15 protein-coding genes are annotated in these 23,929 nt (G+C 44.6%); 3 read left to right on the forward strand and 12 right to left on the reverse strand.

Annotation, left to right across the window (positions count from 1 at the left end; all coding sequences use genetic code 11):
* Positions 1–56: 56 nt before the first annotated feature.
* A complete protein-coding gene (locus tag SWOO_RS18765; protein WP_012326247.1) occupies positions 57–2,246 on the forward strand; it encodes a cytochrome c3 family protein in 2,190 nt (729 codons plus the stop codon).
* An 86-nt stretch (positions 2,247–2,332) separates the two neighbouring features.
* On the opposite strand, the gene SWOO_RS18770 is transcribed toward SWOO_RS18765, so the two are convergent.
* The 6 genes from SWOO_RS18770 to SWOO_RS18795 form a co-directional block, all read right to left on the reverse strand.
* Positions 2,333–3,418 carry a hypothetical protein gene (locus SWOO_RS18770; RefSeq protein ID WP_012326248.1) on the reverse strand — a complete coding sequence of 362 codons (1,086 nt, stop codon included), beginning with the start codon at positions 3,416–3,418 and terminating at the stop codon, positions 2,333–2,335.
* Positions 3,419–3,862: 444 nt separating this feature from the next.
* Positions 3,863–5,332 (reverse strand): sulfatase, encoded by a 1,470-nt coding sequence (locus SWOO_RS18775; RefSeq protein ID WP_012326249.1) that lies wholly within the window; start codon positions 5,330–5,332, stop codon positions 3,863–3,865.
* Position 5,333: 1 nt separating this feature from the next.
* Positions 5,334–6,914: a sulfatase family protein gene (locus SWOO_RS18780; protein WP_012326250.1), complete on the reverse strand. Its 1,581-nt coding sequence runs from the start codon at positions 6,912–6,914 to the stop codon at positions 5,334–5,336.
* Positions 6,914–8,740, reverse strand: coding sequence for an alpha-1,3-galactosidase-related protein (locus SWOO_RS18785; RefSeq protein WP_012326251.1), 1,827 nt, complete (start codon positions 8,738–8,740; stop codon positions 6,914–6,916). Before SWOO_RS18785 ends, SWOO_RS18780 begins: the two co-directional genes overlap by 1 nt.
* A 12-nt stretch (positions 8,741–8,752) precedes the next feature.
* Entirely contained in the window at positions 8,753–10,237 is a 1,485-nt protein-coding gene (locus SWOO_RS18790) for a sulfatase family protein (protein ID WP_012326252.1), read from the reverse strand.
* 227 nt (positions 10,238–10,464) lie between these two features.
* Positions 10,465–13,149 (reverse strand): TonB-dependent receptor, encoded by a 2,685-nt coding sequence (locus tag SWOO_RS18795; protein WP_012326253.1) that lies wholly within the window; start codon positions 13,147–13,149, stop codon positions 10,465–10,467.
* 296 nt (positions 13,150–13,445) lie between these two features.
* On the opposite strand from SWOO_RS18795, the gene SWOO_RS18800 reads away from it, so the two are divergent.
* Both SWOO_RS18800 and SWOO_RS18805 read left to right on the forward strand, forming a co-directional pair.
* Positions 13,446–14,900, forward strand: coding sequence for a sulfatase (locus SWOO_RS18800; RefSeq protein ID WP_012326254.1), 1,455 nt, complete (start codon positions 13,446–13,448; stop codon positions 14,898–14,900).
* A gap of 58 nt (positions 14,901–14,958) precedes the next feature.
* A complete protein-coding gene (locus SWOO_RS18805) occupies positions 14,959–16,530 on the forward strand; it encodes a sulfatase family protein (protein WP_012326255.1) in 1,572 nt (523 codons plus the stop codon).
* Between the two features lie 93 nt (positions 16,531–16,623).
* On the opposite strand, the gene SWOO_RS18810 is transcribed toward SWOO_RS18805, so the two are convergent.
* From SWOO_RS18810 to SWOO_RS18835, 6 genes are all read right to left on the reverse strand, one after another.
* Positions 16,624–18,126, reverse strand: a complete 1,503-nt coding sequence (locus SWOO_RS18810) for an arylsulfatase (protein WP_012326256.1) — start codon at positions 18,124–18,126, stop codon at positions 16,624–16,626.
* Positions 18,123–19,310, reverse strand: coding sequence for a galactokinase (gene galK, locus SWOO_RS18815; protein ID WP_049774490.1), 1,188 nt, complete (start codon positions 19,308–19,310; stop codon positions 18,123–18,125). The genes SWOO_RS18810 and galK overlap by 4 nt, the downstream gene beginning before the upstream one ends.
* Positions 19,311–19,595: 285 nt before the next feature.
* Positions 19,596–20,606 (reverse strand): UDP-glucose 4-epimerase GalE, encoded by a 1,011-nt coding sequence (gene galE, locus SWOO_RS18820; RefSeq protein ID WP_012326258.1) that lies wholly within the window; start codon positions 20,604–20,606, stop codon positions 19,596–19,598.
* Between the two features lie 278 nt (positions 20,607–20,884).
* A complete protein-coding gene (locus tag SWOO_RS18825; RefSeq protein ID WP_012326259.1) occupies positions 20,885–21,799 on the reverse strand; it encodes an SMP-30/gluconolactonase/LRE family protein in 915 nt (304 codons plus the stop codon).
* A gap of 109 nt (positions 21,800–21,908) precedes the next feature.
* Positions 21,909–22,856, reverse strand: coding sequence for a 2-dehydro-3-deoxygalactonokinase (locus SWOO_RS18830; protein ID WP_012326260.1), 948 nt, complete (start codon positions 22,854–22,856; stop codon positions 21,909–21,911).
* Positions 22,857–23,624, reverse strand: coding sequence for an SDR family NAD(P)-dependent oxidoreductase (locus SWOO_RS18835; RefSeq protein ID WP_012326261.1), 768 nt, complete (start codon positions 23,622–23,624; stop codon positions 22,857–22,859).
* Positions 23,625–23,929: the final 305 nt, after the last annotated feature.

The raw sequence follows: 23,929 nt of genomic DNA on the forward strand, positions 1-23,929 counted from the left end.
ACATCTTGGCAGTCGTTCCTCTTGCAGGTATTGGTTGCAAAAGACTTGGAGTCATTGTGCTGCGTTTCTCTATTCTCATCATGCTAATCTTATCCCTTGAGCTCTCTGCCTCAGAAAAAGCGCAGCCAAAAAGTAATGCTAGCTGCATCGGCTGCCACCAACCGGAAGCTGGCCATTGGCAACAATCTGATCATGCTAAAGCGATGGCAATTGCAACTGAAGCCAATGTACTGGGCGATTTTTCCTCAGTCGACATCAAGCACTATAGCCAGAAAGCTCATTTTCACCGCAAGAGTGGAAAATACTTTGCCGATATCAGCTATGACAAAACTGAAAAGCAGCAGGGTAAAGCTAAACAAAGCTTTGAGGTAAAATACAGCTTTGGCCACTACCCCTTGCAGCAGTATCTGGTTGAGACAGGCAAAGGAAAGCTACAGGTGTTGCCATTTGCATGGGACAGCCGACCAAAAACTCAAGGTGGACAGAGGTGGTACCATAACTATCAAAATGAGGAGATCGCTCCCAACGACAGACTACATTGGAGACAACCACTACAGAACTGGAATGGCATGTGCGCTGATTGTCATTCTGACGGACTCAAACGACACTTCTCTTTAAATGAGCAATCTTTCGATACCCAATGGGATAATATCAATGTCGGTTGCCTATCCTGCCACGGGGATATGTCGGCCCATAGCCAAGCGCAAACAACCAAGAGTCGTAGCCCAAGTAAGTTATCACTCCGCGATAACCCCATGCATAGAGACGATAAAGGAGTATGGAAACGAAAAGTCGAGGAAAAGGTAGCCACTTGGCACGGAGAGCCCAGAGATAACCGCTTTATGGAAACCTGCTTCGCCTGCCACTCCCTAAGATCGCCACTAACCGACGGAATAGAAGCGCAAAAGCCGTTTCTGGATCAATTCTCCCCTAGATTTATCAATGCCCCCAGCTATTATCCTGACGGCCAAATTAAGGAGGAGGTCTATGTGTATGGCTCCTTTATGCAGAGCAAGATGCAAGCTGCTGGCGTCAACTGCCTAGATTGCCATGATAGCCATACCATGAAACTTAAAGCTGAAGGGAATAATCTCTGCCTGCAGTGCCATAGCCCAGCGCACTTTAATACTCAAGAGCACCTTCACCACAAAGCGGGAACCGCCGGCAGCCAATGTGTCGATTGCCATATGCCGCAAACTCGCTATATGGGCGTTGATGATAGACGAGACCATAGCTTTAGTATTCCGCGCCCTACATTGAGCAAACAAACGAGCTCGCCTAATGCCTGTAATCGTTGCCATCAAGATAAAGACTCCAGCTGGGCAGCTGCACAATTAAAAGATTGGTTTGGCGGTGAAAAACAGCTAGCGCCAAACCAGCTTGCACTCATCTCCCTTAGAGCTGGGGAGGCAATCTCCCCAATCGCCCACACAAAGATAATCGATGACACAAGTATTGCAGCTATCATCCGTGCCAGTGCAATCGAGCTACTACCTATGACCCATGATACCGCCAACGTTAGCTGGTATCAGTCCCTACTCACCTCATCAGAGCCACTTATCCGTTTAGCTGCAGCGGAGCAAGGCTACCTGTTGCCTGATAATATTCGAGCACAGGTACTATCCCCTTTATTAAACGATCCACTACGCTCTGTTCGTGTCGCAGCAGCAAGAACCCTTAGCGCTGATACAAAGCTAAAGGCAACTCAAGAGCTAACCTTTTCTAATGAAGTCAGCAGTTGGCGAGGAGAGGGAAGATTGAATCTGGCACTACAACATCTGGCAATTGGCCAATGGGAGAAAGCAGAAACCCAGCTTATCGCCAGCATTGCCACCGACCCCTACTTCGATCCAAGCTATATTAATCTGGCAGATATCTACCGAGCAACCGGACAAACCAGTAAGGCCAATAACACCTTTAAAGAGGGGCTATTACATAACCCTAACTCTTCGGGCCTACATTATGGATTAGGTTTACACCTCATCAGAGCTAAAGATTATTTAGCTGCTGAGAAGTACCTTGAGAACGCAGCCACACTAGCCCCTCAAAATGTGCAATATCAATATGTCTATCTGGTGGCATTAGATCACAACGGCAAAACGACTGACGCCTTGGACTACCTTAAACGATATTTCTCAAGTTATCCCGCTCATCCACAACTTATCGATACAGGCATTAGCTTTGCCCGAAAACAGGGTCACTTGAGCATGCTTAACTACCTGCAACAGTTGAAAAATACCAAATGATAAAGTGATTAGTATTTAAAGGAAGAAAACCAGAAGCTGTCATGACTTCTGGTTTTTGTTGTTGGAAAAGACTTAGCTGTTAGCTGTTAATTGTTAGTTTTTAAATTTAATCTAGCATCTTGCATATCATCGCTCTGCAGATAAGTAGCGCTAACCTTATTCAGTGCTTTTAACTTAGGCAGCTCAGCCATTGCAGCATGCAAACGATCTGCACCATGATCAATCGCAAGATGAATATCCGTTGCTACCGTTTCCGTTTGCACATAAATAAGATTACCTGCATCGCCTTTTTGTCTCAGGTAATAAGTCACATCGGTTGTCTTGTTTTCATCACCAATATCACTCACTCCCAAAGAGTTATTACCCAATATGCAACGCCCTGGTGCGCGCTCTATGCAGTAATCCATTAATGTATTAACAAACTCAGGTTTCTTTGCATTACCATTTTCATAGTCCTGCCACATATTGTAAGCCATACCAATGTGCGTTTTTGGCCACTTGCTTGCAGCGACACGTATCTGCCACTTAAGGCAATTTTCATCTTTTAGCAGAGTTAGCCCGTTATCACGCATGATATCGATATTCTTCTTACCATCATCACGGCTATTATCCCTTGGGTTTCTCCACATAGTTTCAGCGTTATGGGTCATACAACCAGAAACTGCAACCTCTCTAAGTAAAGGGTGACTATCATATTTAGCAGCGAGCTTTGTTTGGAAGTTTGACCATAGTGGGCGAAACTTTTTCGCTTTCCAGAAAAATGGCATATAGCCTTCTTTACCATTTTTATATTGGGCAAAAAACTCGCCAGTCTCATCACCAACCCAGCCTGGTGAGTAAATCCCTGCAAATACCCTTAATTTAATCCCCAGTTTATTCGAAGGGTTGGCGTTATTCCACGTAGTAACTGCCGAGATAGCTTGGTCGATGACGTTGTTTGCTCTGATCGCACCATCTTTATTCGGTTGCAGGTGTGCCCACTCGGCTTGAACAACAATACCATCAACGTGCCTAGCCCAAGTTGAGCCGTTGGGGTTATCAAAGTGATTACGTTCACCAACAGTCCCGCTGTGATCTCCCCTAAGTACAAAACCTTCTAGTCTATCTTTTGCGTCAACTTGCACAATATGGGCAGCTAAGCAAACCAACACGCTCGCTAATATTCGTTTCATTATATTCTCCTTTTTACTCTTGTTATTAATGATAGACAGCAACCCTGTCTGCAATAACAAACAAAGTTGAATAACTTCTGACTATAACCACCGCCTAAATGGTTAACTTTCGCTCAAAAGCACACCATTAATAACACATGTAATATTTATATTACAAATAATTCACACCCAGACAAACTCAACACTGAAATTGGGCAAAAAAAACCGAATTCAGGGCTTAACAAACCTGAATTCGGCAAACAAAAGGAAAACTACAAATTAAACCTAGCAATAAGGCATCAATATAAAATACTTCAGGAATGCCTGTCCGAGCCTCCTAAAGCAAAAAGTGCAGCGGTGTCGCTTCAGCCCCACCAACTCATGGAATGTTGATGAAACTGACTCACTCCTCCTATCAATCGCTGCACTAAATACTGATAGGAGAAACTCTTTAGTCCCTTAGCATCAGAGCAGATCTGGTCGTTTAAGTATTGGGTTAACTCCCACATCCATCTGCCACTCTAATAGGGTTTGCTTTAACTGAGCGACACGCTCCGGTTGCTGCTTAGAGATATCAGTGGTTTCAGCAGGATCGGTGAGCAGATCATAAAGTTCAGTTTTACCAGAGACAAAAGCAACCAACTTCCAACGTTTGCCAATAACGGCAGCATACGCATCTTCATAGTTGCGATATAAGATCACATGTTCGCGACTTGATACCTCTCCCTTCAACATAGGTACTATGCTTTCACCGTCCAACTCTTTAAAACTTGATGGGTCTCCACCGGCAATATCGACAAATGTAGGTAGGATATCTGTTGATAGCACCAACTGCTCTGATATTTGCGAGTTAGGTGTGACCCCAGGCCAACGCACTATGAGCGGCACTCTGGCACCGCCTTCATACAAGGCTCTGCCTCCAATTTTGCCTCCGCGAAGAGGGGCGTTGGTAAAGTATCCGCCTTGATCTGAGTAAAAAATAACAACGGTATTGTCCGCTTGTCCTGAATCTTCCAAGGCTTGTAGAATACGACCGACTGAGGTGTCTAAAGACTCAACCATACTACCGAAATTTGCATACCTCTTATCTAAACCTCGGTCTAAATATTTTTGAGTAGCCGCCTTTGGCCCTTGATGCGGTGTATGCACTGAGTAGTAGAAATTAGTCAACATAAAGGGCTGATCTTTATCGTAACCATTGATAAAGTTCACAACATCATCGGTTAAACGTTCGGTTAGATTCTTACCTTTGGGTGCATCGGGATAGGGGTTACGATATGCTTCCCAAAATGGTGCGTGATAACTCTTAGGGTGACCTGCTGTCGATACTCCGAACTGCTCATCAAAGCCCTGCTTTATTGGAAAATAATCCTCTGATCCCAGGTGCCATTTCCCAGAAAACGCTGTGTAATAACCTAAAGGCTTAACCGCTTCGGCGATGGATGTCACCTCCAGCGGTAGATAGTTCCTGGAGGGTTCTTGAGCAGGATCTGTCGGCAACAGATGAAACTCTTTCGTCGCTCGATGAAACTTATCAAAACCTAGCTCAGTTTTGCCATCGGGAATATGCCTTGGCATCTTCAGTCTCGCGGGGTGTTGCCCAGTGATAACAGAGGCACGACTCGGGCTACAGGTGGGCGATGCAACATAAGCCCGAGTAAACTCAAGACTTTGATTTTTCAAACTATCTATGTTTGGTGTATCCCAACGAGCCGTGCGGTAACCTAAGTCTGTCCAGCCCAGATCATCTGCAAACAACAATAAAATATTAGGTTGTTTCTGAGCCTTTTCGACTGACTCAGGGCCAGGCTCAGTAGCTATGGCGACAACCTGAGACGTAACCGATTCGTTTGTTGGTGAACATGCTTGTAGCAACCCTATGATTATAGGTACTAATACGCTACAAAGTGCTGTTTTACGGGTATTCATTGTCATTTTACTCTCCGGCACTGCTCTTTACTGTTTTGCTCTCATCCTTAAAACGCTTTGGATGATTAAACATCATGGCTTTAAACGATTGGCTGTGTTTGTTTCGTAATAGCTCTGAATTAAATAGATGCTCTGGTGGCGTTAATCCCTCTACACGGATTGGGGCTGGTTTATCGGCTTGCCAAACCTGTATGCTTTGCTGCATCGATTTGACCTTAGCTTGATACTCGGTCATCCCTGCCAAATTATGATTTTCAAGGGGATCATTAGCTAAATTGTATAACTCAAGCTTCCCTTTCTTGCCCGCTTTGGCTGGCATAATGAGCTTAAAATCCCCCTCTATGAACATAAAGTCGGAGCGTTGAGAGAATGCCCTATTTTTCCAATTTTTAGCCTCTCCGGCAGTGAGGGAAAGTAGAGATTCTCCCTGCATGCCCCTCGGCGCCTTGATATCAAGCATCTCCAATAGGGTCGGCATAACATCGATACTCTCCACCACTTGCTCAACCACCCTACCGCGATTCATTACCTTGGCATAACGGGTGTGCTTACCTGCGCGAATAATCAATGGAATACGACTTGAGCCTTCATGCATGACGCCTTTAAACCACTTACCATGGTCACCAAGCATATTGCCGTGATCTGCAGTAAAAACCACTATGGTATTGTCAGCGAGCCCTGAGCTATCTAAGTAACTCAGTACTCGCCCCACATTGTCATCTACATTAGACACATGGCCGAGATATTGAGCCGTTAAGTCCCGCATCATCTGCTCATCATCAATCAGATGGCGAGACTTACCTTTTATCTTCTTTTCCAGCGCCACTTTGCGCTCGGCTTTAGCACTTGCAGGGATCACAGGCACTGGCAAGGTTTTTGGGTCATACATGGACGCATAAGGCTCAGTTACCATGTAGGGGCTATGGGGCTCGTTATAACTTAAAAATAAGAAAAAAGGCTTCTTCTCCTTTCTGGCCAGATAATCCAACGCTTTGTCCGTCAACCAATAGGTCTCAAAATCCTCTTTACCGAATCTGTATCGCCCCAAATCATGGCCTAGAGGATCCTTTGGGTAGGTGACGCTGCCTTTAATAGGCTTAAATGCATCATCACCATGTTTAGCCACCATATACTGACGATAGGTTTCCAAACGATTTGGGCCTTCGCTGCTACGTGCCCAAAACTCATCGAACCCCCAATCGTGCCACTCAGGATAGAAATGCAGCTTCCCCGATATCGCGGTGCGGTAACCTTGGTGTTTCAGTATTGTCTGTAGATCAACCTCTCCATCATTGGCTAAGGCCTGTTTACTGTTATCTATGACCCCATGGACATGGGTATAGCGTGAGGTAAAAAAAGATCGTCGTGATGGTGAACAGATTGGAGCCACTGTATAAGCGGTTTTATAATAGGTGCCCTCTGATGCAAGCCTATCCAGATTTGGGGTTTTCACAACAGGGTGTCCCGCCACGCCCATCACGTTCCACTTCATCTCATCTGTCATGATAAACAGTAAATTATCTTGAGCTTGTGAGCTACTAAAGGGCAGCAAACACACTAGGACAGAAGCGAGTAATAAACGTCCCATTACCCCTCCCCCTCCAGCTTTCCGCTACCAGAGACAAGCTGACCATCGATAAAGAGAAGCTCACTGTGTCCAAAACCAATAAAATCATTGCCCTGATACACAAAATTACTGGAACGCTCAACATGAATGGGTGCAAAAGCACTCTTCCTTTCAGGGTACTCACTGGTTTTCACTATCTTGTTACTCACAAAGGAGATCCCTTGAGTACGGCTGGTAGTGAGAACTCGCTCGTTATAAACCCGGAACTCATTTTGATAGATCTTCACATTCTGGTGATAGGGAGTGGTCGCTTTACTCTTTCTACCTGGAACAATATCGATGGCAGAGCTGTCTTTAGCATAGTTACAGTTATCGAAGATATTATTACGGATCTCGACCGACTCAACTGGCCCAGACTCGTACCACTTTAGTCCGCCCGAACCTATCTTTATCGCCATCATAGGCGTACTGAAATAGTTGTTCTCAACAATGATCTTCCCAGAGACGGTCAACAGGGCACCTCGTGCTCGGTTACCAGTAAATCTGCAACCGCTTATCATCACGTGGTCAGGTTGCCAGGTCATATTATCCAACACATCATCTACCTTAAGTGCTGTATCTAGCGGCTCTTTAAAGCTCACAGTCCAATACTTGGCATCTTGACGCACGGTTTTATCGACAACATTGTCATGGAAAACATTCAAGACACTGTCGCTGAAGTTCACTTTACTACCAGGTTTAAAGATATCGATCCCTAGCTGCTGATAATGTACCAACTCAAACGTGATTGTGTTCGAGTCATGTATCTCTGCAACCCTGGCATACATACCATGCACATTTGTGCCATCATCAATCTGGCCCTGGAACAGACAATCTTTGAGGACGACATGTCCTTTACAGTTGATAAAATGTGTCGCATCGACGGTAGTAGAAACCGTACGTCCACTGCCATCTTTTGGGTGAATATTCACATTATCCAGTTTAATACCGTCCGCAAGCTGAGCGATGACGCCCATGGCGCCAGAGTGGTGGATATCAATATTCTCCAGCCAAGTATTTTTGGTGTCCTGCACTGAAAAAGCGGGCCAATCTCGCCTCTCCTGCATAAGAAGCAGAGTATTGCCCACCTTGGGCCAAGTGGGATACTTACCTTGTAAACGCAATACACCAGGGCGGATCTCGGTCGTCACAGGTTGGATCTCACGCTGAAAATTGTCTCGGGCCATATAAGCTTGCTTCTGTCGTTTAGTATCAAACTCCAGCAAGTTTTTAATCACAGGGTTTTCAAAACCTTCCCCCACAAAAATAAAACGTCCATTCTCGACCTTGTAGCTAAAACCATCTTTAATCTTAAGATCGACATAGCTCTCCTTTTTATTCACCGCTTCGACAATACCTTCACAGTGAAATGGCACATCCCAATCCACAGAGAAATTTTTCAAGGTAATGCCGCTAGATTCACGAACAATGACAGGCACCATGCCGCCATGAAAAACGAAACGGGATCCCTGACCATCTATGATCAAGTTTTTAAACTCTGTCAGCGGAAAAGCCACTGGCTTAATACCGTCATCGTTGTTGGAGATATAATAGAAATCTCTATCTGCCTTGGTACTCCAAAAGTCATATCGTCCCAAAGGAAATATAAGGGAAGTACCAGGATGTTTTTTACAATATGCCAGCGCCTTTTGTAGCGCAGGAATAGCGTCATCGCCCGAGTTTGGTCTAAGTCCAAAATCTGTGATTGATACATGTTTTTCAGTCGCCAAGGAGTTTGATACACAACCAAGCGTGGTCGATGTAGCCATCATGGCGGAGATAGATTTAATAAAAGTACGTCTTTGCATGATCACACTCCTCTATTTACTCTTATTGCCACTTAACTGATGGCGGGTACGGTAGCTTTGGCACTCTGGGCTTTGGCATTTGTCATGGTAGAAATCCAGCACCTCTCGGATACCATTATCGGACTCAGGGAGCTGACCTTTATCACCCGTCTCCTTAACCCAGTTATTTAGAATTCCACGCATCTTGGTTAATTGACTTTTATAGGCCCCAACACCCGCTAAATTACTGACTTCATGGGGGTCATTATCCAAATCATATAACTCTTCAGCAGGCTTACGCTCAGCCATTAACTGCGCCTCAATCTCATTAAACTCTCCAGCTGCGAAGGCTTTTTTATACTCCTTTACCAGAGGCCATTTATCACGGTACTGCGCTTGCATATAGGGACGTTCGGGGAAGTAATTTCGGATATATTTAAACCTGTCGGTGCGCACTGAACGCATCTTTTCAAAGGTATAGTCACAGCGATCTCGAGCAGAGATAACCCAAGGCTTAGCTTGGTAGTCTGCAGCAAAGAAGTTTTCAGTTGTCATATATGCTGGAATATCGATACCGGCAAGGCCTAAGCTACTACCACCAATATCAAGACCGCGGATCAACTCCTTACGCTCAGCTCCTAGCTCACGTAACTTGTCGTTACCATTCATCCAGCTGATCACTAAAGGAACTTGAAGGCCACCGTCATAGAGGAACTGCTTATGTCTCAACAGTCCCATGCCGTGATCAGTAAAGAAGAATACGATTGTATTTTCCAGTAGGTTATTATCTTTGAGCTCTTTAACTATCTCTCCCACATCAAGATCTGTCAGATGGATATTCTCATAGTGGCGCGCCCAAGCGTCGCGAGTTAAAGGTTGATCATTATAGTAAGGCGGAAGCGTCACGCTGGCGCGATCGACTTTAACAGGGGGGTTCTTGACTTTATATTTCCCGCCACGTAACTGGATCTGACCAAAGAAAGGCTTACCAGATTGAGCTAGTCTTTTACCCCAATCGAAATCTGGACCATTTTTTGCCCCTTGATGACCGGCTATCGGGCCTGGATGTAGAGAGTATAATTGGCTGCGATCGTAGTGAAAGTTGTAATCATCCTTACCAATATTAAAGGTTTCGTAACCGTTATCGCGAAATAGCTCAGGTACCGTTTTATGACCTTGGGGTAAAGCAATAGGGTTATAGTCGAATCGGCCACTACGATGGTTATGGAAACCTAAAGTGGTTTGCATCTCACCAGAAATAATGGCGGAGCGGACAGCAGAACAAACTGCTGCTGGCATTATCACCTTATCAAAGCGTACCCCTTGGCTCGCAAGCTGATCAATATTTGGCGTCGGTACAGTCTTGTCACCATAAGCCCCCATCCAGTCATTCATATCTTCCACATAGATCCACAGAATATTGGGCTGCTTTGCTATCTCTTTTGAAACCTTATCGCCCTCTGTGGCCTGACAACCAACCATGAATAACAACAGGATGATGACAATTCCGATACGCATACTTTATCTCCGGTTACAGCTACTCTGTTTACTGCAGAACAGCTTTTAATTATAAGCTTAACAAGAATAATACTATTAATAATACAATTAATATTCAACCCATAATTGCAACAATAATATAACTTTACAGTGTTTTACATTGGCAGCTAGAAAGCACACGTAAATCCCTGTAAAAAAAGAAAAGGCTTCAATACATGAAGCCTTTTTTATTCAATCAAAATATATAGTTAAAAGCGGTAACTCAAACCTAAGTGGAATCGACGACCATACACATAGTTTTCATACAAGCGTTCATCAAACTCTGAGAACTGACTTTGCTCCGCCTCGGTTAAATTAATCGCATTAAAGCTAACAGTTAGGTTTTTCAAGATATCGTAGCTAACCGAGTAATCCAGCTGACCATAAGCATCACCAAAAACCACATCATCTTGACGACCATCAGGATCTAACAGGTACTTACCACGGTAGTTGTAAGCAAGACGAGTACTGAATGAGTCTTTCTCATAAAAAACAACGGCGTTATAGCTGTTCTTGGAAAGCCCCGGCATACCAAAACTATTGCTCACGCCCTCTTGGCTAAAGTCTGCATCGCTATCTTGATAGGTGTAGTTTAGGTTAACACCAAAGCCATTAAGCAAACCTGGTAGGTAATCAAACATATGCTGGAAAGCAACTTCATACCCTTTAACTTTCGCTCCAGCTCCATTGACCGGCGTTATCAATTCAACATCCTGACCATCGTCATTAACAGAATCAACTCGGGTATCAAAGATAAAAGAGTCGACATCTTTATAGAAACCCGCCACCGAAAAGAGGGAAGCCTCATCAAAATACCACTCTAATGACAAGTCATATGCAGTAGCACGGTAAGGGTCTAGCTCTGGGTTACCACCTCGAATCTTGATAACCCCATCAATATCGCTTATTGCGCGGTGAGCAGACAGATCAGACAGTGCCGGACGAGACATCACTTTGGCGACAGCACCACGTAATACAAGGTCGTCTGATAAACCCAGTGCAAGGTTCACGCTAGGCAGCAGATCGCTGTAATCATTCTCAACGGTTCTGTCTACGACAAGGGTTTTCTCATCAGCATCCAGAGCCATCCCTTTGGATTCAACATCAGTTTGGATATAGCGAGCGCCAAAATTACCTCTCAAGGGCATGTCACCAAACACTTGAGTCGCATAATCAAAACGAACATAAGCAGCCTGAGTCTGCTCGGTAACATCATAGGCAAAATCAGCAATAGGCTTAGTGGTTAAGTCTATCCCCTCCTCTACAGCAGCATCACGCAATGCAAATAGATCCGTTTTTGACCAAGCTAAGCTAGATTGCTCGGCATCTGAACCTGCATACAGATCTGAAACTGAGTCATTAAAAAACTCATTCAAACTGCGTCCAGCAAACTTTTTCACTATAACTTCATTTTTAATTCTAGTTTTGTTCTGATCTTTAAACATGGCGCCAAACTTAACGCTACTGAGAAACTCAGAATCGAGTTCACCTTTAACATCAAATTTAAATGTGCTTTTGGTATTTTCAATATTGAATAACTGCACACGTAGATTCGCAGGCTTATTCTGGTAGAGCTCACTGTCACCTGGATTTAAGGCTACACTATCAGGCCCAATAGCTTCTTTTTTCTTATCCTCGAAATAATTGATAATAGGAAATTGGCCGTTAAGTGAATAGTCCAGATCAAAACGTTGATCTGCCTCAACAGTAGAGCGGATATTATTATCAGTATTGCGCTCTATGTGTGAATGACCAATTTCAGATGAAAGCTCCCAATTATCATTGAGCATATAACTTCCACCTAATGTGGCTGTAATGGTTTCAGTCGTCTCCTCATTATACCAAGCGCTATTAAACACCTGAGCACTATCTACCTGCCCTGCAACTAAGGTTCCGTTCTCATTTATTACTGCAGAATCAGACCCATCTAAAATCGCATTGCTTGCCTTTTTAGCGACAGGGAATCGAGTTTCTAAATAGGTTTCGTCACGGATCTGATTTAACTGGCTATAGAGCACATCAAGGTACAACTCAGAGTCATCTGATGGAAGAAGTTGAAAAGAGGCTGTTGCACCAGTGCGGGTACGCTCTTTAGTACCACTTTGATGACGAATACGATTCAAGTATGAAAACTCATCTCCTACTTCTGCGCCATCAACTAAACCGTCCTTCTCTGCGACTTTATGCTCGCGCCAACCCCAACCACGTAAAGCTTCCTCTTTTAAGGTACGTACAGAGTGGTTCGCAGACAGTAAAAAACCAAAGGTTTCATCTTCATTCTTACGACTAATCATGCCTGACAAGCGAGGCTCAGTCTTACCCGTTAAGTCAGAGTAATCAGCAAATGCCGACAATTTAGCTTTATTATCCTTAAAATCTAATGCTCTTCGAGTCACTAGGTTTACCGTGGCACCAATCCCTCCCTCTTCCATATCGGCGGTAGGGCTTTTGATAACCTGAAGAGCTGACAGATGCTCTGAAGCAATCGTATCAAAAGAGAATTCACGCCCTTCGCTAGAAGCACTAGCCTGACTTTGGCCATTGACAGTCACATTGGTCAATCCTGGATCGACACCACGCACACTGACTAATGCACCTTCACCGGAATCACGGGTCACAGTGACGCCAGTCACACGTTGAAGTGCATCGGCGACATTCTCATCTGGTAGTTTTCCGATATCTTCAGCAGATATCATATCCGCCACTTGATTGGCATATCGCTTATCGTTGAGGGCTTTTTTCAAGCTAGACTTGATCCCCCGCACCTCAATGACCTCCATCTCTTCTTTCTTGTTTTGCTTCTGAGCATCATCGGCTGCAAACGCTTGCCCGGATAAACCGGAAATAACACTGATACACGCCAAAGATACCGCACTCTTACGGAACCAAGCCATAAATCCCTCCCTCAATCTATTAGTTATAGCAGTAAAAAACTTTATTCAGGCAGAGATAGAATCTTAGTTGCCAAGATAACGTTTCTATTTATTATGATTTATAGTATTAATAAACTGGTAAGAATAAAAAATCAACAATAATTAGCGATAAATTAATAATTAATTAACAATCGAAAGGGGGGAGTAACAAGATTTAGTACAACAAAAAAAGTAACAAATTACAAATAATTCACTTAAAAACAAATAGTTAAGATAATTACCAATAGTAAGTAATCCCCCAGTAATTGGAGAGTGACTTGAAAACCAACAAAACGCTTTTAACAGCACTTTTACTTGGGCTAGTGATAAGCACCAAGTTAAACGCATCATTTTCTCCCTTAAAAAAGGAGGAGAGCAAGCTTAAGCAGGCTAATGTTGTCATCATCTATGTCGATGATCTCGGCATTATGGATACAGGCATCTACGGTTCGGCCCAATATCCAACCCCCAATATCGATAAGCTAGCCAATTCAGGGGTTCGATTTACTCAAGCATATGCCAATGCCGCCAATTGTGCTCCCAGTAGAGCCAGCCTAATGACAGGTCTAACACCAGCAGAACACGGTATCTTAACCGTAGGTAGTTCTGAGCGCGGAGAGAGTCAATATCGTAAATTAATTCCTGTCACCAATAACACCGAACTCAATCCTGATCTCACCACTATTGCCGACCTATTTAAACAGCAAGGATACGCCACTGCCGTCATCGGGAAATGGCACCTTGGTAAGACTGCGCCCACAGAGTACGGTTTTGATACTGCCATTGCAGCCTCCCATTTAGGTCATCCCCCCAGTTACTTCTATCCCTACAGTAAAGGAAAACGCAAACTCATAGGGCTTGAAGAGGGAGGGCTTAAAGATGAGTACCTCAGTAACCGAATAACTCGAGAGGCTGTAAACTATATCTCATCACAACGGCAACCTTTCTTTCTTTATCTCCCCTTCTACGCTGTCCACACTCCGATAGAAGCCCCAAAAGAGTGGGTCAACCAACACAATGCCAGACAGCAAGCTGGAGAGATCAAGAGCGCAGCTTATGCGGCGATGATCGCCAACCTTGATAGAGATGTGGGTAAGCTTCTACAAGCCTTAGATAAAAGCGGACAGCGTGAAAATACCTTAGTGGTGTTTGCATCCGATAACGGCGCCTATGATCCCGCCACCTCATCTCTGCCTTATCGTGGCTACAAAAGTAGCTTATTTGAAGGGGGTATTAAGATCCCACTTGTTCTCTCTTGGCCCAAACAGATACCACCGAATAGTCAAAACAGAACTCCAGTGCAGATGAGCGATCTCTTTTTAGGTATAAAACACCTCCTGCAGCCTAAACTAGCGCTCCACCGCCAAGATATCATTTCACTAGCCGAGCAAGGCAAGGAGCAGCCAGAGCGCCCCCTTTACTGGCATGCTCCTATCTATATCGATCAATTTGCTCCCTATCGTGGTCAACCTAACCATCCTTACTGGAAACACACACCTGCAGCTGCAATACGCTTAGGACACTATAAATTAATCCACAGCTATGAAACGGGTAAACAGCTACTGTTCGACCTAGACAAAGACAGCCAAGAGAAAAATAACCTTGTTAATCAAAACCCTGAAATAAGAGAGAAGCTGTTTAAAGCCTTGCAACAGTGGCAGGAGTCAGTGAATGCCCCCATGGTTTCTGAATTAAACCCTAACTATCAATCTCAAGCTACTAGCCACTATTAAAGTTGCAAAGCCACACTTAATATATTATTAATAAGACAATTTAACTTATGGAATAGATATGATGACCTTTACTCGATCAGTGCTACTCACATTGATTACAGGAGCACTTGTCGGCGGATGCAACTATGCAGAACAGCCGATACAACCCGAAGCTAATGCCAACTTAGCTTCCACCGAATTAGGTAAACCTAACTTAGTGATCATCTATGCAGATGATCTTGGTTATGGTGATATCAGCAGCTATGGAGGCACCGGAGTCAACACCCCCAATATCGATGCCTTAGCAGCAAAGGGACTTAGGCTAACAGATTCTCACGCCTCAGCTGCAACCTGCACACCGTCACGTTACTCCCTACTGACAGGAGAGCATGGCTTTCGCTCCGATGCAGCCATTTTACCCGGTGATGCACCGCTATTGATTAGCCCCAAACAAGCCACGCTACCAAAACTACTCAAACGTGCAGGTTATGCATCGGCTGTTATCGGCAAATGGCATCTAGGATTAGGTTATGGTGACGTTGATTGGAACCAGGCTGTCAAACCAGGTCCTCTTGAGATTGGTTTTGACTACAGCTTTCTTTTACCCGCTACTGGTGACAGAGTGCCAACGGTATTTTTGGAAAACCACCATGTATTAGATCTGCAAGCGACAGATCCTCTCTCAGTAAGTTATCAGGAGAATATTGGCACGCTCCCCACTGGCATCTCACACCCTCAGCTGTTAAAGATGAAAGCCGATCCCCAGCACAGCAATACCATAGTCAATGGTGTCAGCCGCATTGGTAGCATGACTGGCGGCGAGTCCGCTTATTGGATAGATGAAGATTTTCCTGACATCTTTACCGCCAAAGCCGTCGACTTTATTCGAGAACATAAGGATCAACCATTTTTCCTATTTCATTCAATGCATGATATCCATGTCCCCCGTTTACCCCATAAGCGTTTCCAAGGGAAAAGCGGTATGGGCCCCAGAGGAGATGCAATAGTTCAGCTGGATTGGATGACAGGACAGATAGTTAAAGAGCTAGAAAAACAAGGCATTGCTGAAAATACTATCGTCATTTTCACCAGTGATAATGGCCCAGTACTGGATGATGGTTACCATGATAATGCCGTTGAGATGTTAGGCAATCATAAGCCTTCTGGGCCATTTCGTGGTGGAAAATACAGTGCATACGAAGCGGGTACCCGCGTACCTACCATCGTCTATTGGCCTGAACATATTCAGCCTAAAGAGAGTGATGCATTAACCACACAAATTGATATCTACGCATCTATGGCTGAGTTACTGAGACTCGATTTAGTAGAAGACGAGGCCATAGACAGTATACCTCAGCTGGATGCCTGGTTAGGCAGAACAGAGAACGGACGTGAATTTTTAGTAAAAGAGTCCGTTGGAACCATCTCTCTGCGTCATGGAGAGTGGAAATACATTCGCCCATTTCTCGACGATGCTTTACCTGATTGGCTCAAGAACAAAGATATAGAGGTAGGATTACAAAAGTCGGAGCAACTATACAAATTAACAGATGATATGGCTGAGCAACATAACTTAGCAAACAGCCATAGTGATCGGGTCAATAACATGAAACAAAAGCTAGAGCAGATCATCGAATCTGGTTATCGATAAAACTTTAACCTTATTAATTTACGATTGAGATAATCTAGCCAAAACAGAAAGGAGCCTTCAGGCTCCTTTCTGTTTTCTGCAACTTAAAAAGCGCTAGTTATACGATTGAAAATTCCATGGTAGGTGAGGCGAGCGTTGACGCTGGGCCATAATCATCTCTGCTTTCTTTACCAGCTCTGGGTGCTTAGCAGCAAGGTTTTGACTCTCTGACGGATCCTCTTGCAAGTTGTACAGAGCGGTCGCACCGAGCTCTAATGCACCCTTGCCTCTCTCTTTACTGTAATGCCTAATTGCCTTCCAGTTTCCCATCACCACAGCTTGTGAAGGGTTACGGCTGAAGAACTCCCAATATAGACTTTCGTGCTGCTGATTTTGAGGTTTTCCTAACAAGGTTGGCAACATGGAGATCCCCTGAATACCTTCAGGCACACTCAGATCCAGCAACTGTGCAAACGTTGGTAACATGTCCCAAAATGCCGATAGATGATCACTCTCGCTTCCTGCAGAAATATTACCAGGCCAGCGAGCAATTAAGGGCGCGCGGATCCCACCTTCATACAGGGTAGCTTTTTCTCCTCTAGCACCTGCCGTGCTATTAAAGAAGTTGATATCAGAGCCACCAGCGGCGGTAGCACCATTATCACTGGAAAATAGGACGAGTGTATTGTCATCCAATCCAAGCTCTTTCAGCATCGCCATAATGTCACCAACATCCCTATCCATTCTCGATATCATCGCAGCGCGAGCCGCTCTAGGTTTAGGGTGGGGTGTATAAGCACGGGGTTCACCAAGTCGGTGCGCAGTCTCATCAAATTGATAGCCATCCAGCTCTTTATCCGGGATCTGAATTGCGGCATGGGGAACAACAAAAGGAACGTAAAGGAAAAACGCTTCATCCCTATTTTGACTAATAAACTCCTTAGCTCTGGCTAAGATCTTATATGGCGCGTAATCTTTGCCCATATACTCCCTGTGATCGCTCTTATCACGGTCAAGCTTAGGGTGAACATTAATAGCTGGGTTATCTAACCTAGCCACCTCATCACCATCCCAGAGGTATTGCGGAAAATAATTATGGGCATGACGCTGATCAAGGTATCCATAAAACTGATCAAACCCCATCGCCTTTGGATTACCACTACTTTGTAACGAGCCTAGGCCCCACTTACCAAAAGCCCCAGTTTGATAACCCGCCAGCTGAAACAGATGAGCCAGCGTGATGGTGCCTTGGGCTAATGGATATTGGCCTTGGTACTCGGGAGAATCAGGTTGATCCATAAGTTGAATATTGCCTCTGATATCTGTATGCCCCATATCCCGTCCAGTCATCAAACTTGCCCGGGAGGGAGCACACACGGAGCTGCCAGCATAGTGACGAGAAAAACGCATCCCCTCAGCGGCAAGTTTATCGATATTTGGAGTGCGAATATGTTGCTGTCCATAACTGCCCAAGTCACCGACCCCTAAGTCATCAGCTAGAAAGTAGATAACATTAGGTTGTCTATTAACTTTAGGCTCAATATTGCTTTGACTACAGCTTGTGACCATGATGCTACAAAGCACCGCCACGCTCAGCGTTGTGCAGCGACACTTCATGGTAAGAACTCCTCGTTCACTAGAGCTGACCTGCTTGTGCCTAAGGTCGTCATTAAGCCACCAGCCGCATTAACAACATAGATAGTCTCCTGTAAACCAAAGTATTTATTGTACTGGCTTGAAACTGCCTCAACAATCTTAGGTACATCCCCATGACGACAAATACAGATGACCGCACCGCCAAAACCACCACCCGTCATCCGAGTCGCACAATCTGCTCCCAATGCACTATGACAAATATCCACTAAACCATCAGTAACGGCGACGGTAACCTCAAAATTATCCCGTAGTGAGGTGTGCGACTCAGCCATCAGTTCGCTAAGCACTTCCAGATTATTATCTTGCAGGGCTTTCGCGGCTTGCAATACACGGCGGTTTTCAGTGATAACATGGTGAGCACGCTTATACTCATTTAGCGTCATCAAGGCCCTACTCTCCTCAAGCAGACTCAAACTCGCTTGACGTAAGGTTGAAACTCCCATCTTTGCCGCCGCATTCATGCAGTCTCTGCGACGCTGGTTATATTCGCTTTCAACTAACTTACGCGGAAAATTAGAGTTAATAACAATTAATGCCAACTCTTCTGGAACAGAGAAATGTTCAATAGCAAGGCTCATGCAGTCAATCATCAGGGCTTGATTTTTAATGGCTTTCGCTGAAACCAGTTGATCCATGATCCCACACTGACAACCTAAAAAGTAATTTTCAGCCTGCTGACCTAAAAGCGCAATCTTCTCAAGGGTCAAGTCAAGTTCAAAAGCTTGATTTATAGCGCCACCTAACGCCACCTCTAACGCCGCAGATGATGATAAACCCGCCCCCTGTGGCACATTGGAGCTAATCAAAATGTCCATGCCACCTAACTGATAACCTGCCATTTTATAAACATATGCTATCGCACGAATATAGTTCCCCCAGTGGCTCATCCCATGTGAGATTGCTGGAGCCAGCTCAAACGCCTCGCACTCATCTGGATAGTTTGTAGAATAAGCCATAATGATATTATCGCTACGCTTACGATAAGCCACATAAGTTCTGAACGGCAAAGCGCAAGGCAGAACATATCCATCATTATAATCGGTAAATTCGCCAATTAAATTAACTCTTCCCGGCGCACTGCTAACCCCCTCGACAGTTCTGGAAAAAAGTGACTCAAATTGCTCAAATAGTTTATAAAGATCCACGATAAATCCTTCTTTTAAATTACCAACACTCGCCATAGCAAGCCGTATCATTACTGCTTCTGTGTGCTTTGATCGACTAGGAGGAGTTTCCAAATTAGATTATTCACCTAGTCTAATGACATGCCGTTTTACTTACTCATAGTCCACCAGATGGCTCCTCTTCTAAGAAAGAAACCTCTACTTGTAAGCGCTCTTTTTTCATTTTTTATTGACCTATATAACGGCTCACCACACTAACCACAGCTGCGAGGCTAAGAGACTGGCCTAACAAACAAAAACAGGTGGTTAAACTCCCATTGGGTATTTTGACTGCCAACGCCAAACATCCGCAGTCATCTGGGTTAAATCTCGACTGGCCTGCCAATCAAGTTCATGCTGAGCTAAGCTAGGATCGGCATATGAGCAGGGAATATCGCCACTGCGGCGATCGGCTATTCTATAGGGAATGGCTTGCCCACTCTCTTTAGAGAAACTGTTAACCATCTCTAGCACTGAATATCCTTGACCCGTTCCAAGGTTGTAGGCATAGAATCCTTTTACTCCCCTCTTTCCTTGCAGCGCATGAACATGGCCGGCAGCTAAATCCATCACATGGATATAATCCCTAACGCCTGTGCCATCATCTGTGGGGTAATCATCACCAAACACCTGTAAAAAATCTCGTTTGCCAACGGCAACCTGAGCAATATATGGCATCAAATTATTGGGCGTACCCATAGGGTTTTCACCCAATAAACCTGAATCATGAGCACCGACAGGATTAAAATACCGTAAAGAGATCGCCTGCCAATTCGCTATAGAGGCACAAGTGTCACGCAGGATCTGTTCGACCATCACCTTGCTCCAGCCATAGGGATTTGTCGCACGAATGGGGTGACTCTCGTCGATAGGAATATAATCAGGATCGCCATAAACTGTGGCCGATGAGCTAAATACTATGTTGCGTACAGCACTCTCTTCCATTGCTTTGAGTAGGGATAAGGTACCGCCTACATTGTTATCGTAATAACGATGGGGCTGCTCTGTGGACTCACCCACGGCTTTTAATGCAGCAAAATGGATAACAGCAACGCATTGATGCTTAATCAACACCTGCTGCAACAGAGCTGTATCGCGAATATCACCTTCAACAAACGAAAGCATTTGTCCACTGATCGTGTATATCTGCTGTAACACGCCAGCACTCGAATTAGATAAGTTATCAAAAATAACAGGTTCAAAACCCGACTCTAGCAGTGCTAAACAGGTATGACTGCCAATATATCCCATCCCGCCAGTAACCAAGATTTTGTCCATGTAGCCCCATTTCAGTGATGATTATCTTGTTTCACTTTAATTTATACTATAAATACCATAAAACACAAGATCATTAATCATCTTTATAAAAAGGCACTACAAATCAACTTAGTAAAACTTTTACTGAGATGATTTGTTGCATCGCATTGATAAAGAAAAGGGGGGCTCTTAAAGGAAAAAGGGGAAAACTAAGACTTAATAGCAGAGAAAACGTCACAAACAGAGGAGCTCTATAAAGGAGTAGTCGAAAGGGAGTTGATGCAATTTTAAAGCTGGCACTATAGTTGGTAATGAGGGGTTGGTAGACCTCGAACACCTCTCAATTGATACACAAGCAGATCACCGGCTAACGCTTGTGAATTTAACTGTTGTGACGACAACCCCTCACGAGCCGTTGTGACAAACAGCAAGTTCATCTGCTCACCACCAAAAGCCACGCAACTAGGCTGACTAACAGGTAACTTGAGTATAAATTGGATATCACCATCAACAGAGTAACGCACAACTCTTCCGCCTCCCCACTGCGCACTCCAAAGACTTCCATCGGAATCGACAGTCGAGCCATCAGGATGAATATGTTCCGCAGTAGTAGCAAAGGTCTCAACAGGCCCCAAAGAGGCTTCTTTAGCATCAAAAGAGTGCCGATAAATACGATTTTTAGCTGAATCAGCACAGTAGAGCCAGCGATTATCTAAGCTCCAAGCAAGACCGTTAAGTATTTGATAGCCATCGCCCTGCCATTGGCACTGGCCTTTATTTATACAATAGAGACTTCCTGTATCCCCTTGTGCAGTTTCCTCCTCAACCATACTGCCACACCAAAAGCGTCCCTTGGCATCAACCCTGCCATCATTCATCCTATTTTCCTGTAGTGATAACTCAGGACGGGCTAACCACTCAATCTCAGGCCCCTTACCTTCAAAGCGGTAGAGCGCAAATCCCGAGGCGAAAGCGGCCAGTATCAGCCCCTTAGTCTCAGTCAAAGCAAAACTGCAGAGACGCTCTGGCATATGCCACTGACTCAATTTGTGACTCTGAGGTTCAAAGGCGTATAACATCTTCCCTTCGATGTCAGTCCACCACACCTGTTGACTCAGCGTGTCCCAAATAACCCCCTCTCCTAGCTGATTAGCCACAGGTACTGAATAAAGAAACTTTGCCGTTACTTCATTGCTCTCATTATCAAGCTGCATAGGTACCAACAAGAACCAGAGCTGAGTGAAGGCTTCTGCCCCCTCTGATTATAGAAGTCATGGATAGCGCCAATTGAGTCCTCCCATGTTCATCTGTTTTTGCCATATTTCAGGCCGCACTCTTAAACACTTTCCGATAGATGGCACTAAAGCCTCTCAGGCAGGTCTCTTTCTCCTGTGTAGAGTGGACAGTGATACCTTTCATCTTCAAGGTTTGACTAAATAACTCACATAGAGGGTGGCTGCCGATCAAACTGATCGAGGCAAGCTCATCGATCCGCCACTGGGGCGCCATCAAAGCTGCACGAACATCGCTGCCAATTAACAAACCTGATAGATAAGATTTGGCATGATCTGCATCAAGCTTACCTTGTACTTGCAAAGTACGAACACTAAATAGCCCATGAACAAACTGTCCCAACTCACTCTCAAGGGTTAACTTAGCACCTTGCTCAAAAGCCCTAATATCAATTTCTGATTGTTGCTGCTGAATAAGCACACTGTGGTGGCAAAGTAGATCGAATAATTCACCTGTAATGGCGGTTTTAAATACCTTAATCTCCCCCTCTTCCACCAGCACCCATTTAGTGTGAGTACCAGGTAAACACAATAGATGTTTACCACGTCGATGAGAGTCATCCATTGTCAACCAGCCCAATACATGGGTCTCCTCTCCACGCATGACATCAGCATGGCCGTCAGGCTCTTCACAACTAACCCCTGGAACCACAAATATTGAATGGCCGTTTGACTCAAATTCGAACAGCTCTTTGGTCACTTCAAGAGGGGGGACAGGACATGATATATAAGGGGTTTCATGCCAACCTAGACTGGAGCCGATATGACCAGACATCAGTACAGGTAAAGCACCATATTGAGCACTCCAGTGACCAATGACACTGTTTAATGCCGCTTCAAACTGCTGACTAACTTTGGCTGCACCTGGGCCCAATACTTGCTCAATAACCTCAAGCTCACCGCCATTATCAAAACAGAGATACGCCCTGAGAAAGCTGGCTCCCCAGTCAACCACAATCACATCAGCTTGACGGCGCACTTATACTCTACCGCCATCAATAACCATGCATTGGCCCGTTATCAGTTCGCTATCTTCAGAGGTTAAAAACAGTGCTAGCTTGGCGATATCTTCAGGAGTGATCCGTTTCTGTATCGCCACCTTTTCCATCAGCTGTTGCTCTTGCTCTGGTGATAACCACTGCTCTAGTTGCCTCTGTGTGGCCACCCAACCGGGTACAATGGCATTGACTCTTACTCGACTCTCACCATAATCTTTTGCCAGCGCCTTAGTCATGCCAGCAATCCCCGCTTTCGCAGTGATATAACCCGCCATATTGCGCTCCCCGATATAAGCCATATTGGAGCTAAAGTTGATAATGACCCCCTGTTTGCGTTGCTTCATGACCAGATAGGCGGCCTGTGAGGCAAAAAAAGCAGAATCCAGATTGATAGCCATGCACTGTTTCCATTCATGTTCATCAACTCCATCTGCATCATGTCGACTATCATTACCTACGTTATTAATTAATATATCCAACTGACCAAGCTTTTGATCTTGCTCGGTGATCATCTGTTGCAACTGCTTAGTGTCAGTGACATCCAACAGATGAAAAGCAACCTGTTGACCTCGATTAATATCCAAACCTTGTAGTAACGCTTCCCCGGCATCACGATTTGTATCCACAAAGGTGACATTCGCCCCCTGCTCCACAAATGCCCTAACTAATGCAGCTCCTATACCGCTGGCACCGCCGGTAATAAATACCCCGCGCCCTCCAAGGCGATAATCTAGCTGTGAGATGGTCATATATTTACTCCTGATAGACGGCCTATAACAAACAAGAACTCTATAGTTTACATTTACACAACATAGCCTATTAATCTATGTTGGATAAAACCATCTTTAACCTCTCTCACTAAAAAATTTCGACCGAAACAGTGTAAACCTCCGACATATCCCCTTTTAAACCAAATCATAGTGGCCCTCAGTAAGGAAAAATTTACATTACAGCTTATGTCAGAGTAACGTTACCGCCTTATTTATCACATTAATACGACATTAAAACAGTGTCAACTGAATGATAAATCTGACTGACTTAAAGTTTAGGATGC

This window comes from Shewanella woodyi ATCC 51908 (assembly GCF_000019525.1).
In the GTDB taxonomy this organism is placed as follows: Bacteria; Pseudomonadota; Gammaproteobacteria; order Enterobacterales; family Shewanellaceae; genus Shewanella; species Shewanella woodyi.

Bases quoted from the DNA above. Each gene is read 5' to 3' on its own strand.
- SWOO_RS18770 (WP_012326248.1), bottom strand. From the start codon at position 3,418: ATGAAACGAATATTAGCGAGCGTGTTGGTTTGCTTAGCTGCCCATATT.
- SWOO_RS18775 (WP_012326249.1), bottom strand. From the start codon at position 5,332: ATGACAATGAATACCCGTAAAACAGCACTTTGTAGCGTATTAGTACCT.
- SWOO_RS18780 (WP_012326250.1), bottom strand. From the start codon at position 6,914: ATGGGACGTTTATTACTCGCTTCTGTCCTAGTGTGTTTGCTGCCCTTT.
- SWOO_RS18785 (WP_012326251.1), bottom strand. From the start codon at position 8,740: ATGCAAAGACGTACTTTTATTAAATCTATCTCCGCCATGATGGCTACA.
- SWOO_RS18790 (WP_012326252.1), bottom strand. From the start codon at position 10,237: ATGCGTATCGGAATTGTCATCATCCTGTTGTTATTCATGGTTGGTTGT.
- SWOO_RS18795 (WP_012326253.1), bottom strand. From the start codon at position 13,149: ATGGCTTGGTTCCGTAAGAGTGCGGTATCTTTGGCGTGTATCAGTGTT.
- SWOO_RS18805 (WP_012326255.1), top strand. From the start codon at position 14,959: ATGATGACCTTTACTCGATCAGTGCTACTCACATTGATTACAGGAGCA.
- SWOO_RS18810 (WP_012326256.1), bottom strand. From the start codon at position 18,126: ATGAAGTGTCGCTGCACAACGCTGAGCGTGGCGGTGCTTTGTAGCATC.
- galE (WP_012326258.1), bottom strand. From the start codon at position 20,606: ATGGACAAAATCTTGGTTACTGGCGGGATGGGATATATTGGCAGTCAT.
- SWOO_RS18825 (WP_012326259.1), bottom strand. From the start codon at position 21,799: ATGCAGCTTGATAATGAGAGCAATGAAGTAACGGCAAAGTTTCTTTAT.
- SWOO_RS18835 (WP_012326261.1), bottom strand. From the start codon at position 23,624: ATGACCATCTCACAGCTAGATTATCGCCTTGGAGGGCGCGGGGTATTT.